This window comes from Cobetia sp. cqz5-12 (genome assembly GCF_016495405.1).
In the GTDB taxonomy this organism is placed as follows: Bacteria; Pseudomonadota; Gammaproteobacteria; order Pseudomonadales; family Halomonadaceae; genus Cobetia.
This window is the reverse complement of the sequence record NZ_CP044522.1, coordinates 2,252,716-2,272,696: the sequence shown is the minus strand read 5'-3', so window position 1 is coordinate 2,272,696 and position 19,981 is coordinate 2,252,716. Positions and strand designations below refer to the sequence as shown.

Below are 19,981 nucleotides of genomic sequence, written 5' to 3'. Positions count from 1 at the left end.
TTTGGGCCGTGGGACGCTACCGAAAACGCCCTGTCCGATCATGTGACATGACCGGGCAGGGCGTTCGGTTCAGCGCTTGCTTGCCAGCGCCTGGCGCTTCGGGACTTGCTGTTTCAGCTCAGCGCCTTGCGCAGATCCGCCAGCGCGCGGATGTCGTCCGGGCCGGTGCGGCAGCAGCCACCGATGGCCGTGGCACCAGCGGCCAGCCAGCGCGGTGTCCAGCCGGCGAGGTCATGATCGTGTTCATAGCCGTGGTCATGGTCGTGGTCAGAGCCGTCGCCATCAGAATCTACCGAGACGGCGCAGGCGGCGGACCAGGTCTTGGTGACCGGGTCATAGACCTCACCGGAGTTCGGGTAGATGACGATGTCCTTGTCCGTCTCGCCACGAATCTCGCGCACCAGCGATTCGATGTGCTCAAGCGCGGTGCAGTTGACGCCGATGGCGACCACCTGCTCGCAGTCGGCGATGGCGCGCACGGCCTCTCGGATCGGCGTGCCGTCGCTCAATTCGGTGGCGTTGCGCGCGCTGAAGGCGATCCAGGCACGCGCCGTGGGGAAGTCATCGCGCAGCAGGTCACACACGGCCTGGGCTTCCTCGGCACACGGCAGCGTCTCGACGGCGAGAATGTCGGGTTTGGCATCGAGCAGCGTGGCGAGGCGGGCACGGTGGAAGTCGCGCAGGCCGGCGCGGTCCAGCGCGTAGCCACCACGGTATTCGCTGCCATCGGCGAGATATGCGCCATAGGGGCCGACCGAGGCCGCGACCAGCGGCGGGCAGTCCAGACGCTCCGGGTGCGCTGCCAGGTACTCGCTGCGGGCCTGGGCGGCCAGGGTGACAGAGCGCTGGATCAGCGCGCTGGCCTGGGTCTCGCTCAGGCTGCGCGCCATCAGGCCCTCGAGCGTGGCCTGATAGCTGGCGGTGGTGGCGACATCGGCACCGGCCTCGAAGTAGGCGCGGTGCACATCGACGATCGCCTGCGGCTCATCGGCCAGCACCCGAGCCGACCACAGCGAGTCGTTGAGATCGAATCCGGCACGCTCAAGCTCGGTGGCCAGGGCGCCATCGACGATCAGGAAGGGCTGCTGGGCGGTGATGGCGCTCAGCGGATTGCGGGTGGCATCAGCGGGCATCGAGGGCCTCCTGCGGGGGCGGAGTCGGGGAATTGGCGGCGTCGGTAGACGAGCGATGGGTCAGAAAGTGGACCAGATAGCACAGCGCCACGAAGGGCACGCCGAAGTAGAGCGCGATGCGCTGGTTGGGGTCAAAGGCGATGCCGATGCAGGCCAGTGCGCAGAACAGGAAGGCGGCAATCGGCACGATGGGGTACAGCGGTGCGCGGTAGGTCAGCTCGCGGGCGCTGTGGCCGGCCTTCAGCCACTGACGGCGGAAGCTGAACTGGCTGGCGGCGATCGCCATCCACACCAGCACCACGGCAAGCCCGGAAATCGACACCAGCGCCAGATACAGGGTGTCTTCGGCATACACGCTCGAGAGCAGCGACAGCAGGCCGCCGAGCATGGTGATCAGCAGCGCGGGTACCGGAATGCCACGCTGATTGACGCGGCTGAATACGCGCGGCAGCGTCTTCTGGTCCGCCAGGGTCCACAGCATGCGCGAGGCGGCGTAGAGACCGGAATTGGCCGCCGACAGCAGTGCGGTGATGATCACGAAGTTCATGATGTCCGCCGCGTAGGGGATGCCGGTGAGCTGGAAGACCGCCACGAAGGGGCTTTCCTTGAGACCGGCGCTGTCCTGAGGCAACAGGGCGGCGATGACGATGATGGTGCCGATGAAGAAGATGATCAGCCGCCACAGGGTGGCGCGGATCGCCAGGGGCACGTTCTTCTCGGGATTCTCGCTTTCGCCGGCGGCGATGCCGATCAGCTCGGTGCCGGAGAAGGCGAAGCTGACGGCCAGCAGTGTCATCAGGATCGGCATCACGCCGTGATCGAACACCCCCTCCTGGAGGATGCGCGTGACGCCCGGCGCCTCGGTATTGCCCGACAATGACGTGAAGCCGAACATGGCGGCGGCGCCCACGGCGATGAACACGATCACCGCGGCGACCTTGATCAACGACAGCCAGAATTCGGATTCGGCAAAGAAGCGCGCCGAGACGATGTTCATGCCGAACACGATCAGTGAGAAGATGCCGCACCAGATCCAGGGTTCGACATCGGGGAACCAGCGCCCCATGAACACGGCAGAGGCGGTGAATTCCGAGCCCAACGCCACGGCCCAGGTCAGCCAGTAGAGCCAGGCGACGGTGTAGCCGGTGGCCGGGCCCAGATAGCGGGTGGCGTGGGCACTGAAGGCGCCGGGTTCCGGGTGGTGCACGGCCAGCTCGCCGAGACACATCATTACCAGATAGACCACCAGGCCGCCGATCAGATAGGCGAGTACCGCCCCCGCCGGACCGGCCTGTTGAATGGTATAGCCGGAGCTGAGAAACAGGCCGGTGCCGATGACACCGCCGAGGGACAACATCACCAGGTGGCGCTGCTGCATGCTGCGTTTGAAGTCGTGGGCGTTGCTGTCAGTCATGGTAGGGGTCACTCGAGGTGCTGCCGAGGAGAAAGGTCTCTCTCTGGCAGCCGTCGTTCACGATGGCGTGTGGCATGGCGAGAATCGGTCGGGAATACGCAGAAATGCAGCGAATATCATAATTTAATCAATTAGTTGCCACAAAAGGCTGCTTGGGTTGATTGGCTATATGGTTAGACGGGTAATGAGCTTGCGATTCATTTCTCGGCCCGGGGTTTCCCTCCTGCGCAGCGAGTGGCGCTGGAAACGACAACGGCCACCCGTGGGTGGCCGTTCTGATACAGGTGTGTCGGAAAAGGCAACCGATCAGACGAGGCTTTCCAGCGCCTTCTCGACGATGTCGAGACCTTCTTCCAGCACTTCCGGCTCGACCGTCAGCGGCACCAGCACGCGAATGGAGTTGGAGTAGAAACCACAGGACAGCAGGATCAGCCCCAGCTCCTTGGCCTTGGCACACACGGCCGCCGTCGCGGCGGGGTCCGGCTTGCCATCGGCGTCCACCAGCTCGAAGGCCGCCATGGAGCCCTGGTTGCGAGAGTGCGCGACATGCGCGAAGCGTTCTTCCCACTGGGCGAAACGCGCGGCCAGTTGCTCGCCCATCTGGGTGCTGCGCTCCAGGATGTTCTCTTCGCGGATGACGTCGATGACGGCCAGGGCCGCGGCGCAGGACAGCGGGTTGCCGCTGTAGGTGCCGCCCAGCGATCCCGGGCCGGAGGCATCCATCACCTCGGCGGTACCGACGACGGCCGACAGCGGCATGCCGTTGGCCAGACTCTTGGCCATGGTCATGATGTCGGCTTCGACGCCGCTGTGCTCCATCGAGAACAGCTTGCCGGTACGCGCGAAGCCGGACTGCACTTCATCGGCGATCAGCAGGATGCCGTGCTCGTCACACAGCTCACGCAGCGCGGTGAGGAAGCTCGGTGAGGCGATGTAGAAGCCGCCTTCGCCCTGCACCGGCTCGATGACGATGGCGGCGGTGCGGTGCGGTGCGATGTCAGTCTTGAACAGGGTGCGGATGGCGTTCAGGGACTGCTCTTCGCTGATGCCGTGAATCGGGTTCGGGTAGGGCGCACGGAAGATGTCACCCGGCATCGGGCCGAAGTCGTTCTTGTACGGCAGCACCTTGCCGGTCATCGCCAGGGTCATCATGGTGCGGCCGTGGAAGGCGCCGTCGAAGGTGATGACACCGCTGCGGCCGGTGGCGGCACGTGCGATCTTGATGGCGTTCTCGACCGCTTCCGCGCCGGAATTGACCAGCAAAGTCTTGCGTTCCGGGCCGCGCACCGGCGTCAGCTCGGCCAGCTTCTGGCTCAGTTGCACGTACGGCGCGTAGGAGATGACGCCTGCGGCAGTGTGCATGACCTTGTCGAGCTGTGCCTTGACGGCGGCGACGACCTTCGGGTGACGGTGACCCAGGTTGAGCACGCCGATGCCGCCGGCGAAGTCGATCCAGCGGTTGCCGTCCGCATCCCATATTTCCGCATTCAGCGCGGTGTCGGCGAACTGTGGCGTGGCGGTGACGGCACCCTTGGCGACGTACTTGTGCTTGAGGACGTCGAGTTGTTCGTTGCTCAGCTGGGAGTGGCTCATGTCAGGTTCCTTTTCTTGTTGCCGGTGGCATGGCGCGGGCCATACCACCGTTGTCTAGTAAACGTGGTGGGATAACGTTGTGAGACGTCTTATCGAGGCGCCCTCGTGAGACAACCACGCGAGGCGTCCTCACAAAAATCAGAGGCCGCCGATGCAGACGTACTTCAGCTCGGTGAACTCTTCCAGACCGTGATGAGAGCCTTCACGACCCAGACCGGACTCCTTGATGCCGCCGAAGGGCGCCAGCTCGGTAGAGATCAGGCCCTCATTGACCCCGACCATGCCGTATTCCAGCGCTTCCAGCGTGTGCCAGATGCGGCGGTAGTCGGTGGCGTAGAAGTAGGCGGCCAGGCCGAAGGGCGTGTCATTGGCCATCGCGATGGCCTCTTCATCCTTGTGGAAACGGAACACCGGCGCCAGCGGGCCGAAGGTCTCCTCATCCGCCACCACCATCTCGGTGGTGACATCGGCCAGCACGGTGGGCTCGAAGAAGCTGTGGCCCAGGGCGTGTGGCTTGCCACCGGTGACCAGGCGTGCGCCCTTGCCGATGGCATCATCGACGTGGCTCTGCACCTTGCTGACGGCAGCGCCGTTGATCAGCGGACCGATGGTGTTGCCATCGACCAGCCCATCGCCGACCTGCATGGCGGCGACCCGCGCCGCGAGCTTCTCGACGAAGGCATCGTAGACGCCGTCCTGGACGAGGAAGCGGTTGGTGCACACGCAGGTCTGACCCGCATTGCGGAACTTGGAGGCGATGGCACCATCGACGGCGGCATCGACATCGGCGTCATCGAAGACGATGAACGGCGCGTTGCCGCCCAGCTCCATGGCGGTCTTCTTGACGGTGGAAGCACACTGCGCCATCAGCGTCTTGCCCACCGGGGTGGAGCCGGTGAAGGAGACCTTGCGGATGCGCGGGTCGGTGGTCAGCACCTCGCCGATGGCGATCGGCTTCATGGCGGTGACGACACTGATCAGACCTGCCGGCAGGCCGGCTTCCAGCGCCAGATCCGCCAGTGCCAGCGCGGTGAGCGGGGTGGCTTCGGCCGGCTTGATGACCACGGCACAGCCTGCGGCGATCGCCGGCGCGCACTTGCGGGTGATCATCGCCAGCGGGAAGTTCCACGGCGTGATGGCTGCCACCACACCGATGGGCTCGCGCAGCACCATCAGGCGCTTGTCGGCACCGTGGGACGGCAGGGTCTCACCGGCCATGCGCTTGGCTTCTTCGGCGAAGAACTCGATGAAGGAGGCACCGTAGGTCACCTCGCCACGCGATTCCGCCAGCGGCTTGCCCTGTTCCAGGGTCATCAGCTGGGCGAGGTCTTCCCGATGCTCAAGCACCAGGTCGAACCAGCGACGCAAAAGGGCGGAGCGCTCCTTCACCGGCACCTTCTTCCAGGCGTTGCCGGCGATCTCGGCGGCGGCGACGGCGTCACGGGTATCCTCGGCGCTGACTTCCGCGACACGGGCCAGTTGCTCGCCAGTCGCCGGATTGGTCACGTTGAAGGTGGTACCGGTCTCGCGGCGCTCGCTGCCGATCAAGGCAGGGACAAAGACGTCGCGGCTGTTCTCCGAGTTGACGTAGCGCTTCAGGAAGTCGCTGGTCGGGAGGGCAATACGGGACATATGGAGCTCCTCTGGCGGTCTGGCGTGCAGTGCATTCATTGAGTGGACAGCGCTGGCGAATCGCGCGGACTGTCCTGATATCGGCTCGCGGTAGTCGAGTCCGATGGGGCCGGGCAGGCGGACGGACCTGCCCGGCGGTCACATGACGAGGCCTTTGCTCAGTGAGCGGTGAAGGCCGGTGCCATGATGCGGTCGCTGTATTCACGGCCGAATTGCTTGAGGGCGATGGCGTACATCACCAGGCCCAGTGCCATCCAGGCGCCGAAGATCATCCACTCGGTGCCGGTCAGTGCGGAAGGGCTGCCCGGCAGGTACAGACAGGCCATGGCGAAGGACAGCAGGATGGCCAGCACACCGCACAGCTTGCCGTGACGTACGCGGAACGGGCGCGGCATGTCCGGCTCGCGGATGCGCAGGATCAGGAACGAGATCGCCACGAACAGGTAGGCGATGACGATACCCAGCCCGCCGGCATCGACGATCCACACCAGTGCCGGACGACCGAAGAAGGGCGCGATGCAGGACAGCAGGCCGATCAGCAGTACGGCGTTGGTCGGTGTCTTGTGTTTCGGGTGCAGCTTGCCGAGGGCGGCCGGCAGCATGCCGGCATGCGCCAGGGCGTAGATGGCGCGTGAGCCACCGATGTAGAAGGCGTTCCAGCTGGTGATGATGCCGGCGATACCGGCAAGGATCATCAGCTTGCTGGCCCAGGGCGTGTTGAACAGCGCCTGCATGGCGTCCGGCACGCTCAGGGAGCTGGCGACGAGCGCGTCGTGATCCAATGCCAGGCTGGTGGCCAGGATGATCAGCGCATACCACACCACTGCCAGTACCACGGACATCATCAGCACCTTGCCGATGGCGTTGTAGGGCAGATTGATCTCCTCGGCGGCCTGGGGGATGACATCGAAGCCCACGAACAGGAAGGGCACCAGCACCAGTACCGCGATGATGCCAGCCGTCACGCCACCCTCAGACTGGGTGAACAGCGGCGTCATGTTGGCGACGTCCCCCTCGAACAGGGCGCCGGTCACGAAGAGGACACCGGCGATCAGGATCACCCCGGTCACGACCTTCTGCAGCAGCGCAGCCGTGGTGATGCCGACGTAGTTGATGGCCATCATCGCCAGAGACCCGCCGACACCGACGGCGACCCAGGTGGCCTTGACGTCCCAGCCGGCGATGGTCCACATGTGGCCGACGGCATAGCCGGGCGCGAGGTTCTCGATGACCGTGGGCAATGCCACCGCCTCGAAGGACACCACGCTCAGGTAGCCGAGAATGATGGTCCAGGTGCACAGGAAGGACGAGAAATGCCCCATGGCCCGGTAGCTGTAGACGTGTTCGCCACCCACCTTGGGCATGGCGGCGGCCAGTTCGGCATAGGTCAGGCCGATCAGCACGACGGCGATGCCGCCGATGATGAAGGCGATGATGGCACCGATGCTGCCGGCATTCTGGATCATGCCGCCGGTCAGGACGATCCAGCCCCAGCCGACCATGGCACCGAAGGCGAGGGCCAGAACGTCGCCGCGGGCGAGGACTCTGACAAGTTGTTCTGCAGGGGGAGTTGTTTGGGTCATGGGGGATGCGTCCGAGTCGATCTTGGAATTTGTTATATGGCGGTGCCGGACCTGCTGATGTCTTTCGTGTGCGTCTGCTGTCCTCTGCCGAACGTTCTGGCGGGTAGGCAGATGCAAGGTCAGTCCTGTCGCTGGCTGAGGCTTGTGGAAAAATTCGCTCCTGTCGACATCGCAGGAGCGATCCAGCCATCGTGGGCTGTGAGCATCAGTCAGTAGGCAGCGCCTGAGGGACACGCTATCAGCGCCCACTGTTCAGGCGAATAGACCAATTGAGCGTTTGACTGGACCAATCTTGTTGGGCTGCGGATAATCAGGGATGAATGGGCGCTGTACCCCGCCAGCCAGGCTGGTTGCTCACGTGATTTATGCAGCGTATGGACGTTACGTGCTACATGAACGATATCGGGAGACCTGCATGGAACTGGCCACGCTTGAGCCGCTGATCGAATGTTATCGCCGCCAGTCAGAGACGCTGGGCAAGCAGGTGCGGCTGGAGCAGGCATTGCTGGAGATGATCCGCGAACAGTGGTCCGTCGGTGCTCGGCTGCCTGCGCACCGCAAGCTGTGCGAGGCGCTGGGCGTGGCACGCAACACGTTGTCATTGGCCATCAAGTCGCTGATCGAGGAAGGCTATCTGCACACCGGGCAGGGTCAGGGCACTTGGACGCGCCGCCCGCATGCCACCAGACCCGGGAATGCCTCGCCCGAGGCACCTGCGCCACTGCCGCTCTCCACTCGCGCACGCCGGGTACTGGGTGGGCAGGGTGCCAGCCTGATCCAGAGTGGCGCCTTCGTGCCGGGTATTCCGGATATCGCGCGCTTTCCGATGCGCAAGTGGCGTCAGCTGTATGCCAGTGTGACGGTGCCCCACAACGCGCTGCTGCTGTCGTATTCGAGCGGTGGCTATGGCCCGCTCAAGCGGGAGATTCGGGATTTTCTGCGCCGCTGGCGCAATATCGATTGCGATACCCAGCAGATCATCATCACCGAGGGCACCCACCACGGCATCGAGCTGTGCGCGCTGGCGCTGGCGGACGCCGGCCAGCGGGTGGTGATGGAGTCGCCCTGCTACTGGGGGGCACGCAATGTCTTTCTGGCCGCCGGACTCGAGACCCAGCTGATTCCCTGGCGGCCCCGGGATGACACCGCCGATGCCCCGGGCCACGAGATCGCCCTGCTGGCGCGTCGTCCGGTGCAGATCGCCTATTTCACCGGCTCGCATCACTATCCCTTGAGTGTCCCTACCTCACGGCGTGACAAGCTGGCGCTCTGCGAGGCCTGTCAGCCCGCCTATATCCTCGAGGATGACTACGAGTTCAGTGGCGATGACCATGATCAGCTGCTGTTTGACCCGGACGCCGACAATCGCCTGCTGGTCGGCTCGTTCTCCAAGCTGATGTTTCCTGGCCTGCGGCTGGGCTATCTGGTGGTGCCGCGTGCGCTGGCCGGGCCGATGAATCGGCTGCGCAGCGAGGTGTTTCGCGAGGGGCGCATGCTGGATCAGGCGGTGCTGGCGCAGTTCATCGCCGATGGGGATCTCGATGCCTGGTATCAGCGCATTCAGCGCGATTATCTCGGCCGACAGCAGGTGGTGCATGACCAGCTGTGTCAGGTGAAGGGCGTGATCAGCGTCTCGCCGCCCTCGCGCGGCATCAGCCTGTGCGTGCAGTTCGCTCCCGAGATCGATGACAAGCGTGTCGCGCAACTGATGGTCAAGGAGCATCTGATCGTGCGGCCACTGAGCATGGTCTGCAGCAGCGAGGACTCGCGGCGCGGGCTGGTGCTGGGGGTCGGCATGCTGGCGGGCGAGAGTCTGGTCAGTGAGGTGGCCCGGCTCAGACGCACGCTGGAGAGCATATTGACCATGCGCGACATCCGGTAGGGCGGCACTCCCTGGCCTAAGGAATAGCGGGCGCGGCACTGAGCAGCGCCAGAACTGAAAACGCCTTCGCCCGGCAGGGCGAAGGCGTGGTATCGATATTGAACGCGAGTGCTACTTTGCCTGCTGCATGCGCTCGGTCAGCTTGCGGAATTCCTCACGCATGGCGCTGTTCTCGAAGCTGGTGGCGACCAGTACCTGCAGGCCGGCGAGGGTGTCGAAGGTCTTGACGCCCTGGCGGATCAGGTCGGCGACATGCGCGCTGAGCTTGACGGTGCGATAGGTATTGGTCGCCACTGCAAGCTCGCGCTGGCTCTTGGTGAGCGATGTCTTGACGCGGTCGCGTTGCTCGCTCACCAGCGCGCGATACAGATTGATCGTCTTGAGTGTCAGCGCATTGGCGCGGATGTTGTTCTCCAGACTTTCACGTGAGCCGCCTTGCTTGATCAGCGTGCGGGCTTCGCGCGTGGTGGCTTCGGCTTCGTCGGCGAACCCTTGCAGTTGCGGTAATACCTCGTCATCCACGCGGGCGATGAAGTCCTGCTGCATGGTGACGATCATGCGGTGGAGCATGACGACCATGCCGTAGTAGCGACGCGCGTACTCCAGATTCTCGCCACTGTCGCGGGTCAGCTCCGCGAGCTGCTGGGCCACCGACTTGATGCTGGCGAACACGACACTCATGGTCAACACGTCGTCGCCGACCACCGAGGACAGCCACACCTGGACCTGGTCCGGCGTCAGGGTGATGCCGATCTCCTCGAGCCGCGCGGCCAGCTTGCCTTCCAGCGTGGTCAGCTCGTCTTGATAGGCGGTGATGTTCTTCTCATGCGCGGCGATCAGCAGGTCATAATCGCCGCGTGTGCTGGCGGTGAATTCGCGCAGGGTATCGGTAGGCGTGAAGCGCGTCAGCGTAGAGACCTCGGTGTCGGGCGCCAGGATACGCTTTTCCTTCAATTCGGAAATCTCACTGCGCGAATCACGGATCTTGTCCTCGACCTGTCGATAGGTGCTGCGCAGGGTCGAGAGTTGTGGCACGTCGAGGGCCTGCATGGCTTCCTCGATCATCTCGTCCATATCGCTGCGCGCGGAGGCCTGATCGCGGCTGATCCAGGCCTCTTCCGGCAAGGTGTCCATCTCCTCGAAATAGCCGACCGCCTTCTTCAAGGTGGCGAAGGCTTCCGGCTGGTCGAAGTGCATGTCATCGGCCGCCAGGGCGATGCCTGGCGTCAGGGTGGGCGCGAGGGTCGCCAATGACAGACTGAGCGCTGCCAGGAGGCGGGTGACGGGGCGGCGAGACACTGGCGAACTACCTTGGGGCATCGGAGACACTCGGGTCGGCATGAGCATGGCAGCGCAGAGTAGCAAAATCGCTGACAGGCGTCTCCGAGTTCGCGTCGCGCAAGGCGTGCTCAGTGAGGCTCATAGGCCTCGGGCTTGCCGGTCGCGGGGTCGATGCGGTCCAGCGACGGGCCACGATAGTAATCCATGATCAGCGCCACCGCTGCATCGCCGTACTGCGCGAACCAGAAGTCGCCCATGCCCTTGAGGCGCTGGATATTGGTGACGCTGATGTCGTCCATCGCATCATCAGGCGCCTTGGGCAATCCCGGTTGCGGGCGCATCTCGGCGTTGACGCGGATGTAGCTGCCCGGCGGAGAGATGGTGATGGCCTGATAGCCGACGACCTTCTCGTCGGAGAGCACGTCGATCAGACTGCCTTCCAGCATCCACTGCACCGCGCCCCAATGCTGGGAATCCGGGCCGTTGATCTTGCGCGTGCGCGTCCCGGTACCGATCGACAGCACGCGCCGGGTGTCATGTGGCCACAGTCGACAGGCTTCGGCGATGGCGCACATGGTCGGGTTGTTGGCGATCACGCCGCCATCGATCAGCCAGGTCTGCTCATTGTCCGTCCCGAGTTTCATGTCGCGGGTCGGGAAGTAGGTGGGCGCGGCGCTCGAGGCATCCGCCACCTGCCAGGCCAGCAACTTGTGATGCTCGCGCTTGCTGGACTTCAGCACATGCGGGCGGCGTCTCTCGATCCCGTAGGTGACGACGAGGACCTGCTTGCCGTCAGGGACATCCCGGAGCTTGGCCTGGCCGAGATGCTTCTTGAGCATCGCGCTCTTGCCCCGGGCCTCGTACCTGGGCGCATTGATGCCATCGAGTTCGAACCAGCCGCGGTTGTCGACGAAGATCTTCCTGGCATTGGTTGCGCTGTAGAGCCCGTTGATGTCCTCGAGGCTCATGTCGGTGGTAGCCAGCGCCAGCGCGATCAGGCTGCCGGTAGAGGTGCCTGCGTAGAAATCGACGCAGTCGCGCAGTGTGGTCTGGTGGTCGCGCTTGAGTGTCGCATCGATATGCATCAGAAACCGGGCGGTGGCTGCGCCACGTATGCCGCCACCATCCAGCGAGAGAATCAACTTGGACATGCAGGCCTCCTGCAGCGCGAGTGACGTTCCTTTCCTGTCCATGTCATCTCCTGGGCTGCTACCAGAATAGAGAGGCCAACGCTGTTCAGCTGTCTGAAATGCCTGATACGGACCGACAGGAGGGCCTGATACTGGCAAGGAGAAGAGGTGATTCGAACGCGGCACAAGCGCTGAGACGCGGTACGTATTCCTTGAGCGGACTCCTATGGGAATGTGAAAAAGGCCACCCGGATCGGGTGGCCTTTGGTGTTGCTGCGTGGTGATCGTCTCGTCGCTGGCTGGGCAGTGATCACCAGCCACTGGCGCAGTGAAGCGACCGGGGACGCATCGTGATCAGGTGTTGAGCACGACGCCACCATTGAGGTGAATCGTCTGGCCTGTCATATAGCTTGAGTCTTCGCTGGCCAGATAGACGTAGGCCGGGCCCATCTCGCTTGGCTGGCCGGGACGCTCCATCGGCACCTGCTTGCCGAATTCGGCGACCTTGTCGTCATCGAAGCTGGCGGGGATCAACGGTGTCCAGACCGGGCCGGGGGCCACGGCATTGACGCGGATGCCACGGTCCATCAGCGTGCCGGACAGCGAGCGCACCAGCCCCTGGATGGCGCCCTTGGTGGCGCTGTAATCGATCAGGCTGTCATTGCCCTTGAAGGCGTTGACCGAGGAGGTGGCGATGATGGAGTCGCCCTTGGAAAGATGCGGGACGGCGGCCTTGATCAGATAGAAGTGACTGAAGAGATTGGTCTTGAAGGTGCGTTCGAGCTGCTCGTCATCTATCTCGGTCACGTCATTCCAGTCGTACTGCTCGGCGGCGTTGTTGACCAGGATGTTGAGCTTGCCGAATTCCTCCAGCGTGCCTTCTATCACCTTGCGGCAGAAGGCCGGGTCACCGATGTCACCGGCGATGCGGCTGGCCTTCTGACCTTCGGCCTCGATCAGTCGGATGGTTTCCTCAGCGTCCTTTTCCTCGCTGCCGACGTGGGTGATCATGCAGTCGGCCCCTTCGCGCGCGAAGTGGACGGCGGCGGCGCGCCCGATGCCGCTGTCGCCTCCGGTGATGACTGCCACCTTGCCCGTGAGCTTGCCACTGCCGCGATAGCTCTCGCGGATGTATTCGGGCTTGGGGTCCATGCGATGTTCATCGCCTGGTTGATGGTTCTGATGCTGTGGGGGCTGTTGCTGAGTCATGCCGTCACCTCCGGTTCGTTGATCGTGAATGCGCTATGCGCGTTCAGACGCTGAACGTCTACCCACAGATCTGTGGACGATCGCGACGGATTAAACCCTTCATGATGATTTTCTTGTTTAGCAATATTAAAACGCCCAGTTCCGCATGAACGGAACTGGGCGTCGGAGTGAAGCGTCATCAGCAGACCTGGCGGTTGTCAGGAGGCGATGTCCTCATGCTTGTCATGCATGGTAGCTGGCGTACTGGCACCCGCTGCCATGGTCTGCGCAAGCGGAATACGCGGCTCGCTTTCCTGGGTCTGTTCTATGCCATGCAGACTCGGCAGATTGGAAGGGTCATGCCCGGGGCCGGTTTCGAGGCTGGGCAGTGCCTTGCGAATGATGCTGGCGCACAGGCCTCGGTGTGCATGCAGTGTCAGACCTTCCCGTTCGAGGAATTGCAGCAACCGAGTGGCTGAGACCAACGCCACGATGGGATGGAGATCGCGAAAGTGTTCCTCGACCTGGCTGGCACTGATCGTCGCGAGTCGCTCCGGATGGGTATGCGGCATCGAAATATCCTCTTTTCGGGTTCCGATGAGTCGGAATCTTGAGTGATTCTCTAGGTGTCGGTGTCACTTTGCCTCGACGGCGGTGGGGGGCCATCTGCCTGCGTGCCCCTGCGCTTGTCTTGGCGCATCGGTCATCGGTCAACGTGACAGTTCTACTGAGAGTGTTCGTACTGAGATCGGTCGTACTGGGATCTGTCGTACTGGGATCGTTCGCACTGTGACGGTGTTGCGTTCTTCAAAAGCTAGTATTAGAGAATTCGCGAATATCTTCCAGCCTTGATGCGCGCATGCTCTCATTTTTATCGTCAATTCGCGAAACTTCATGCCTTCGCGCAGGCGGATACCTGCCTGGTGTTCTGACTGTTAGACTAACGCTCCCCCATGTCGAACAGATGTCCGTCATGTTGAATATAGTCAGGATGGCCACGAAGCCACCTGACAGATGATCATTTTTCCTTCAATGGATGTGCCATGAAACGCTTTGTGCTGCTCGATACCGCGCCGATCCCCGGCACGACGGATTCGTTGTGTCTGTTCGAGTATGGCGAGGACTTCGTCATCAAGATCGAGAGCGGCAAGGGCGGGCAGCTGATGAATACCCGCATGCATGGATCGGAAGACGCCTTGGCTGAGATTCCTGCTGGCCTGCTCAAGAGTCGTGGTACGGCCTCGGCGCCGCAGCGTGTTCTGATCGGTGGTCTGGGCATGGGCTTCACGCTGGCCTCGGCGCTTGCGCACTTCAGGGCAGATGCCGAGGTGGTGGTCGCCGAGCTGGTGCCGGGCGTGATCACCTGGAATGACGGCCCGTTGGGGGCCAAGGCGGGGTATCCGATCCGCAATCCGCGCACGACCGTCGAGAATCGCGATGTGGCCGATGTGCTGCGCGAAGCGCCTGCAGGCTTCGATGCCATCATGCTGGATGTGGACAATGGCCCGGAGGGGCTGACCGCTGACGACAATGATTGGCTCTACAGCGCGGAAGGGTTGGCGGTATGCGCCAAGGCGCTGCGACCTGCCGGCATTCTGGCAGTGTGGTCGGCCACGGCCGATGCGCGCTTCTCGCAGCGTCTATCGCGGGCCGGTTTCAAGGCCGAGGCGCGTCAGGTGTATGCCCATGGCACGTCCGGAGCCAAGCATACGATCTGGATCGCCCGCTATATCGGACGTTCCGCGACCTCACAGACCGGGTCAGGGGCGGGCAAGGGAGAGAAGAAGGGCAAGCGAGCCGGTGGCACATTCAAGGGTGCCGGGGAGAAAGGCCGCCGCCGCCGGTAAGGTCGTGCGGCCGTGGCGTCAGCCTCTTTTGCTCAACTTCTCGACCACCATCAACGACAACGGGCTGGCCACATCATGTGGCCAGCCCGTTTCATTTGCCGCTTGGTCAATGTCGAGCGTCAGGCGCTTGGCATAAAGAGACGTATCAGGCCGCTTCGCGCGCCTTCATGTCCTTCAGGTACTCATCGGCGAGTTGCTGCTTGGTGGCGTCGTCGAAGACGCGACCGGCCAGCTGGAAGACTTCTTGCTCTTCCTCGTCCAGATGGTGAGTCACCAGATGCTCGAGCTGCTTGGCGGCGGCCAGCCAGCCGGGTGAGCTGTAGTCCGTCGTCTCGAGTTTCTCGACCAGCTCATCGATTTCATGGTGCTCGGCCACGCTGTGACGCGCCTTTTCCTGCGTCATGTCGTGTTCCATCATCGGGATGTAGAGCGCACGCTCCTCAGCTCCCGCATGGTTGGTGAGCGATTCCTTGAGGCGCTTGAACAGGTCATCGCGCGGTTCGCTGTCACCTTCGGTCTTGAGCAGCATGTCCAGCAGGCGGCGTTGTTCGTCGTGGGTCTCACGCAGGGCTTCAAAGATGGTCATGTTCGGGCTCCTCATCAGCGTCAGCTTGTCGAGTGGCTGGGCGAGACGCGTGGCCTGTCTCTCTTCTTGCCGGACTCTCAGCTTCTACCTTCAAGCTTTTGGAGTGCCAGCTTTTCAGAAGAGGGCTCACGTCTGTCAGGGGCTCGCCGTGTCAGCGCATTTTCTCGAGCTCATTGTGTCAGGTATGTACAACTCTGGTGGCGGATCGAAAGAACTTCAAGGGCGCAACGCCGACTGCCCTTGAAAATCCCCCGCGCGAGAGCAAGAGATGAGGTATTGCTCATTTATTGTCTGCTGCAGCCTCATATGTCAGCAGGCGCTGCCCAGGAATCCTGACATGTCACACGATGCGACCACCTCCCGCTCCGACACCCCGGATACCTTCAGTCGCAAAGGCTCCCACGCCCCTGAGTTGTCTGCCGAGCTTTCCGGCAGCCAGCTGGATCGTCCACCGGGCGGCGGCTGGCCATCGCTCAAGGCAGTGGAGACCTTCATCTGGCAGGAGCATCTGCCCGTCAAGGGCCACCTCAGCCTGATGAAGATGAACAAGCCGGATGGCTTCATCTGTCCGAGCTGTGCCTGGCCGAATGGCGACAAGCCCAAGGGGGCCAATTTCTGTGAGAACGGTGCCAAGGCACTGGCATGGGAGGCGACGCGTGAGCGCGTCAGCGATGAACTCTTCGCTCAGAACAACGTGAGCCAGCTTCGCGAGTGGACGGATCATCATCTGGAGAAGGAAGGGCGCCTGACGCACCCGCTGTGTTACAACGCGGCTGAGGATCGCTATGAGGTCACCAGCTGGGAGGCGGCCTACGCCGAGATCGGTGAGCGTCTCAAGAGTTATGACGACCCGAACCAGGTCGAGTTCTACACCTCGGGGCGCACCTCCAACGAGGCGGCCTTCCTGTTCTCGCTGTTCGGGCGCATGTACGGCACCAACAACTTCCCCGACTGCTCGAACATGTGTCACGAGACCACCTCGCGGGCCTTGCCCGAGTCCATCGGCATCGGCAAGGCGACGGTGAATCTCGAGGACTTCAAGCAGGCCGATGCCATCTTCATCTTCGGTCAGAACAGTGGCACCAACAGTCCGCGCATGCTGGGCGATCTCCACGAGGCGCGTGGCCGTGGCGCCGAGGTGGTGAGCTTCAATCCACTGCGCGAGCGGGCGCTGGTGAGCTTTGCCGACCCGCAATCGCCCAGGGACATGCTGAGCGGCAAGGGCGTCGAGATCAGCACCCAGTACCATCAGCTGCGCATCGGCGGGGATCTCGCTGCCGTACAGGCGATGTGCAAGTACGTGATCGAGGCCGACGATGCGCTGCGTGAGCGCAATCCGCATGCGGTGGGGCTGCTGGATCATGACTTCATCGCCCAGCATACCCACGGCTTCGAGGCCTTCGCCGATCACTGCCGCAAGCTCGACTGGCAGGATCTGGTCGAGATGTCCGGCCTGTCGCGCGAATCACTGGAGCAGGCGGCACAGACCTATCTGGAAGCCGAGCGCGTGATCTGTTGCTGGGGCATGGGCATCACCCAGCACGCGCGGGGTGGCGATACCATCCAGCAGATCGTCAATCTGCTGTTGTTGCGCGGCAATATCGGCAAGCCCGGCGCCGGGCCTTGTCCGGTGCGCGGCCACTCCAACGTGCAGGGCGATCGCACCGTCGGTATCGAGAACCTCCCCAACGGCGCGATGCTGGATGCCTTCGATCGCGTCTTCGACATCCAGTGCCCGCGGGACAATGGCCATGATGTCGCCGAATGCTGTGAAGCGATTCTGCGCGGTGAGACACGGGCCTTCATCGGCATGGGCGGCAACTTCTTTCGCGCGATTCCGGACCAGAAGCGCATCGTGGAGAAGGTGCACGAGCTGGACATGACGGTGCATGTCGCCACCAAGCTCAATCGCAGCCATCTGCATCCCGGCAAGCACGGCTGGGTATTGCCGACGCTGGGTCATAGCGAGCGGGATCTGCAGGCCGGCGCCGATGGCAAGGGCGCGGAGCAGACCACCAGTGTCGAGGACGGCATGTGCAATGTCTCGCCCTCGCGCGGCGTGATGGCGCCGGCGGATGCCAGCCTTCACTCCGAGATCGCCATCACCTGTCAGCTGGCCAAGGCCACACTGCCGGCACATCCCACGCTTGACTGGGACTGGCTGCAGGCGGATTACGCGCGCATTCGCGACCGTATCGAACAGGTCTTCCCGCAGATATTCCCCGACTATAACGCGCGTCTGGCTCAGGGTGGCTTCCACATCCGCATCGCCCCGCGTGAGCGCATCTGGCACACCGACTCCGGGCGCGCCAACTTCCTGTTCCCCGAGGGACTTGGCACCGATGAGCAGGGTCTCGACAAGGTCACCCACGAGACGCTGGACATGGACAGTACCTTCCTGCTCAGCACCATGCGCGGCCATGATCAGTTCAATACCACCGTCTATTCCAATGACGATCGTTATCGTGATGTCTATGGCACGCGGATGGTGGTGATGATCAGCCCTGAGGATCTGGCAACGCTCGGCCTGTCCGAGGGCCAGCGCGTGCGTATGGAAACCGTGAGTGAGGATGGTGTCGAGCGCAGCATGGCCGGTTTCAAGCTCAAGGCCTACGATATCCCGAGCGGTTGTGTGGCAGCCTATTATCCGGAAACCAACGACCTGATTCCGCTGGATCACCGTGATGCACGCAGCAATACGCCGGCCTCGAAATCCGTGCCCGTCAGATTGCGTCTGATGGACAGCGAGGAGGTCAATGCCACGGAGGGTGTATTGGCGAGCAGTTGAAGGAGTCGCCAGCTGGGCCCGTGATCAAGGAAAAAGTGAAAAAACTCCATCCTGCTCATGCGGTCAGGTTATGTCGTCAGGGTGAGGAACAGTCCCAGCGCCACGCGTTGCACTCCTGAGGTGCAGCGCGTGGCGTTTTTGTATTCTCGCGTCGCAGGGCAGGCTTTCTCGGGCTATCGCTCACCAACGTCGTGCAATTTCAGGTAGGCATTTCTGTCACCGAGCATCACCTCATCAATGCCCATGGCGCGAGGGATCCTGTCGCTTCAGACAGCTTGCAGTGTTGCCAAGCGGCAGTGATTGTCATCAGCCATTTCGAGGGCTGGCGCGTTTCTTGCGTAGTGGTAGGGTAGCGTGCGCCACGCCCCGCCAGTCGCTTCCCGATGACATTTCCGCTCGCTGCCAGCTCTGTCAGCCAGGGCGTCAGGAAGGTGTCCGTCGCGGCAGGACGGCAAGGCATCGCGACGTCATTCCCGGCCAGTTCGGCCCAACACGAAGAGACTCGACACCTTGTACGAGTCCAAGGACATATCCCGCATGGCAGATGACCGCTCATCAACTTCGCAGACTGCACCGCTGGCCTCGGCTGTGGGCAATGACTATCCCTTGAGCGAAGTCCCCGCTTCGGCACGACGTGGGCTGCTCTCTACCTCGATGGTGCTGCTCGGCTTCACCTTCTTCACCGCCACCATGTGGGCCGGTGGGTCACTGGGCGCGGCCTTCGAACTCAACGAGCTGATGTGGATCATCGTGATCGGCAATCTGCTGCTGGGGAGCTATGCGGCGGCGCTGGCCTACATCGCCTGCAAGAGCGGCCTTAACTCGGTGTTGATGGGCCGCCTGTGCTTTGGCGAGAAGGGCAGTCGTCTGTCCGACTTCGTGCTCGGTTTCACCCAGATCGGCTGGTACGCCTGGGGCACCGCGACCATCGCCATCGTGCTGGTCAAGACGCTAGGCTTGCCGGAATGGCTGACCACGCCGCTGATGGTCATCTTCGGATTCGCCTTCTGTCTGACGGCGATGATCGGCTATCGCGGTCTGGACATGCTGTCACGGGTCGCCGTGCCGGCCATGCTGCTGTTCATCCTGTTCAGTCTCTACACCGGCATGGTCGATGTCGGCGGCATGGCAGGACTTGCGGCACTGACGCCGACGGATTCCATGAGCTTGACCGCCGCCATCACGGCGGTGATCGGTACCTTCATCAGTGGTGGCACCCAGGCGACCAACTGGAGTCGCTTCGCGCGCTCGCCGAAGATCGCCGTGATCGCCACGCTGGCGGCCTTCTTCGTCGGCAATGGCCTGATGGTGCTGACCGGTGCGCTCGGCGCGATGATCTATCAGCAGGCCGATATCGTCGATGTGATGATCGCCCAGGGGCTGGTCAGCCTCGCCGTGCTGATGCTGTTTCTCAATATCTGGACCACCCAGGACAACACCATCTACAACTTCGCCATCGCCGGCTGCAATCTGCTGCGTACCCCGCATCGTCAGCGTGTCACTCTGGGCGGCGCGGCCATCGGCACGGTGCTGGCGGTACTCGGCATGTATGAGTGGCTGATCCCGTTCCTGATTCTGCTCGGTACCTTCATTCCGCCGATCGGCGGCGTGATCATGGCCAACTTCTGGCTGGGTCATAAGAGCCAGTACCCGCGCCTCGCTGAGATGCCCAAGGTGGATTACCACTGGCCGGGCCTCGCCGCCTACGCCATCGCCTGCCTGTGTGCCTGGAGCTCCCCCTTCATGCCGCCCGTCGTGGGTGTCGTGGTCGCCTTCGTCGTCTACGGCGGGCTGATCAAGCTTGCCAAGGTCGAGCTGGCCAACAAGACGGCGGCGTGAGTCGCTGAGCGCTGATGTGAAGGGTAGAGGCATACGAAGCGCCCAACGAGTCCTGGACTCGTTGGGCGTTTTTCATGTGTGAAGA

14 protein-coding genes are annotated in these 19,981 nt (G+C 62.8%); 4 read left to right on the top strand and 10 right to left on the bottom strand.

Annotated elements, in window-relative coordinates; genetic code table 11:
• Nucleotides 1–113 precede the first annotated feature (113 nt).
• From mmuM to F8A90_RS09565, 5 genes are all read right to left on the bottom strand, one after another.
• On the bottom strand, nucleotides 114–1,133 hold the full coding sequence (mmuM, locus tag F8A90_RS09585; RefSeq protein WP_200016843.1) for a homocysteine S-methyltransferase: 1,020 nt from the start codon (nucleotides 1,131–1,133) through the stop codon (nucleotides 114–116).
• Nucleotides 1,123–2,547 (bottom strand): amino acid permease, encoded by a 1,425-nt coding sequence (locus F8A90_RS09580; RefSeq protein ID WP_200016842.1) that lies wholly within the window; start codon nucleotides 2,545–2,547, stop codon nucleotides 1,123–1,125. The genes mmuM and F8A90_RS09580 overlap by 11 nt, the downstream gene beginning before the upstream one ends.
• A 306-nt stretch (nucleotides 2,548–2,853) precedes the next feature.
• Nucleotides 2,854–4,140 carry a 4-aminobutyrate--2-oxoglutarate transaminase gene (gene gabT / locus F8A90_RS09575; protein ID WP_442778863.1) on the bottom strand — a complete coding sequence of 429 codons (1,287 nt, stop codon included), beginning with the start codon at nucleotides 4,138–4,140 and terminating at the stop codon, nucleotides 2,854–2,856.
• Nucleotides 4,141–4,278: 138 nt separating this feature from the next.
• Nucleotides 4,279–5,772 (bottom strand): NAD-dependent succinate-semialdehyde dehydrogenase, encoded by a 1,494-nt coding sequence (locus F8A90_RS09570; RefSeq protein WP_200016841.1) that lies wholly within the window; start codon nucleotides 5,770–5,772, stop codon nucleotides 4,279–4,281.
• 158 nt (nucleotides 5,773–5,930) lie between these two features.
• Nucleotides 5,931–7,355: an APC family permease gene (locus F8A90_RS09565; protein WP_200016840.1), complete on the bottom strand. Its 1,425-nt coding sequence runs from the start codon at nucleotides 7,353–7,355 to the stop codon at nucleotides 5,931–5,933.
• Nucleotides 7,356–7,770: 415 nt separating this feature from the next.
• Here F8A90_RS09565 and F8A90_RS09560 point away from each other — a divergent pair, with 415 nt between their 5' ends.
• Nucleotides 7,771–9,237 (top strand): aminotransferase-like domain-containing protein, encoded by a 1,467-nt coding sequence (locus F8A90_RS09560; protein ID WP_200016839.1) that lies wholly within the window; start codon nucleotides 7,771–7,773, stop codon nucleotides 9,235–9,237.
• Between the two features lie 111 nt (nucleotides 9,238–9,348).
• Here the strand turns inward: F8A90_RS09560 and F8A90_RS09555 are convergent, their stop codons facing one another.
• The 4 genes from F8A90_RS09555 to F8A90_RS09540 form a co-directional block, all read right to left on the bottom strand.
• A complete protein-coding gene (locus F8A90_RS09555; RefSeq protein WP_200016838.1) occupies nucleotides 9,349–10,536 on the bottom strand; it encodes a hypothetical protein in 1,188 nt (395 codons plus the stop codon).
• 110 nt (nucleotides 10,537–10,646) lie between these two features.
• Entirely contained in the window at nucleotides 10,647–11,669 is a 1,023-nt protein-coding gene (locus F8A90_RS09550) for a patatin-like phospholipase family protein (RefSeq protein WP_200016837.1), read from the bottom strand.
• 333 nt (nucleotides 11,670–12,002) lie between these two features.
• Nucleotides 12,003–12,857: an SDR family oxidoreductase gene (locus tag F8A90_RS09545; RefSeq protein ID WP_200016836.1), complete on the bottom strand. Its 855-nt coding sequence runs from the start codon at nucleotides 12,855–12,857 to the stop codon at nucleotides 12,003–12,005.
• A gap of 197 nt (nucleotides 12,858–13,054) precedes the next feature.
• Complete coding sequence (locus tag F8A90_RS09540; protein ID WP_166018162.1) at nucleotides 13,055–13,408, bottom strand: hypothetical protein; 354 nt, start codon at nucleotides 13,406–13,408, stop codon at nucleotides 13,055–13,057.
• A 471-nt stretch (nucleotides 13,409–13,879) separates the two neighbouring features.
• Between F8A90_RS09540 and F8A90_RS09535 the strand changes: the two genes are divergently transcribed.
• Entirely contained in the window at nucleotides 13,880–14,683 is an 804-nt protein-coding gene (locus tag F8A90_RS09535) for a hypothetical protein (RefSeq protein ID WP_200016835.1), read from the top strand.
• Between the two features lie 145 nt (nucleotides 14,684–14,828).
• Here F8A90_RS09535 and F8A90_RS09530 read toward each other — a convergent pair whose 3' ends face one another.
• Complete coding sequence (locus F8A90_RS09530) at nucleotides 14,829–15,269, bottom strand: hemerythrin domain-containing protein (protein WP_200016834.1); 441 nt, start codon at nucleotides 15,267–15,269, stop codon at nucleotides 14,829–14,831.
• Between the two features lie 337 nt (nucleotides 15,270–15,606).
• On the opposite strand from F8A90_RS09530, the gene F8A90_RS09525 reads away from it, so the two are divergent.
• The gene (locus tag F8A90_RS09525) at nucleotides 15,607–18,057 is read left to right on the top strand and encodes an FdhF/YdeP family oxidoreductase (RefSeq protein ID WP_200016833.1); all 2,451 of its coding nucleotides are present in this window, start codon (nucleotides 15,607–15,609) and stop codon (nucleotides 18,055–18,057) included.
• A gap of 537 nt (nucleotides 18,058–18,594) precedes the next feature.
• Nucleotides 18,595–19,896 (top strand): cytosine permease, encoded by a 1,302-nt coding sequence (gene codB / locus F8A90_RS09520; RefSeq protein ID WP_200016832.1) that lies wholly within the window; start codon nucleotides 18,595–18,597, stop codon nucleotides 19,894–19,896.
• Nucleotides 19,897–19,981: the final 85 nt, after the last annotated feature.

What these genes read in the sequence shown, in the direction of transcription:
- mmuM (WP_200016843.1), bottom strand. Translation starts at nt 1,133, where the DNA reads ATGCCCGCTGATGCCACCCGCAATCCGCTGAGCGCCATCACCGCCCAG.
- F8A90_RS09580 (WP_200016842.1), bottom strand. Translation starts at nt 2,547, where the DNA reads ATGACTGACAGCAACGCCCACGACTTCAAACGCAGCATGCAGCAGCGC.
- gabT (WP_442778863.1), bottom strand. Translation starts at nt 4,140, where the DNA reads ATGAGCCACTCCCAGCTGAGCAACGAACAACTCGACGTCCTCAAGCAC.
- F8A90_RS09570 (WP_200016841.1), bottom strand. Translation starts at nt 5,772, where the DNA reads ATGTCCCGTATTGCCCTCCCGACCAGCGACTTCCTGAAGCGCTACGTC.
- F8A90_RS09565 (WP_200016840.1), bottom strand. Translation starts at nt 7,355, where the DNA reads ATGACCCAAACAACTCCCCCTGCAGAACAACTTGTCAGAGTCCTCGCC.
- F8A90_RS09560 (WP_200016839.1), top strand. Translation starts at nt 7,771, where the DNA reads ATGGAACTGGCCACGCTTGAGCCGCTGATCGAATGTTATCGCCGCCAG.
- F8A90_RS09550 (WP_200016837.1), bottom strand. Translation starts at nt 11,669, where the DNA reads ATGTCCAAGTTGATTCTCTCGCTGGATGGTGGCGGCATACGTGGCGCA.
- F8A90_RS09545 (WP_200016836.1), bottom strand. Translation starts at nt 12,857, where the DNA reads ATGACTCAGCAACAGCCCCCACAGCATCAGAACCATCAACCAGGCGAT.
- F8A90_RS09540 (WP_166018162.1), bottom strand. Translation starts at nt 13,408, where the DNA reads ATGCCGCATACCCATCCGGAGCGACTCGCGACGATCAGTGCCAGCCAG.
- F8A90_RS09535 (WP_200016835.1), top strand. Translation starts at nt 13,880, where the DNA reads ATGAAACGCTTTGTGCTGCTCGATACCGCGCCGATCCCCGGCACGACG.
- F8A90_RS09530 (WP_200016834.1), bottom strand. Translation starts at nt 15,269, where the DNA reads ATGACCATCTTTGAAGCCCTGCGTGAGACCCACGACGAACAACGCCGC.
- F8A90_RS09525 (WP_200016833.1), top strand. Translation starts at nt 15,607, where the DNA reads ATGTCACACGATGCGACCACCTCCCGCTCCGACACCCCGGATACCTTC.
- codB (WP_200016832.1), top strand. Translation starts at nt 18,595, where the DNA reads ATGGCAGATGACCGCTCATCAACTTCGCAGACTGCACCGCTGGCCTCG.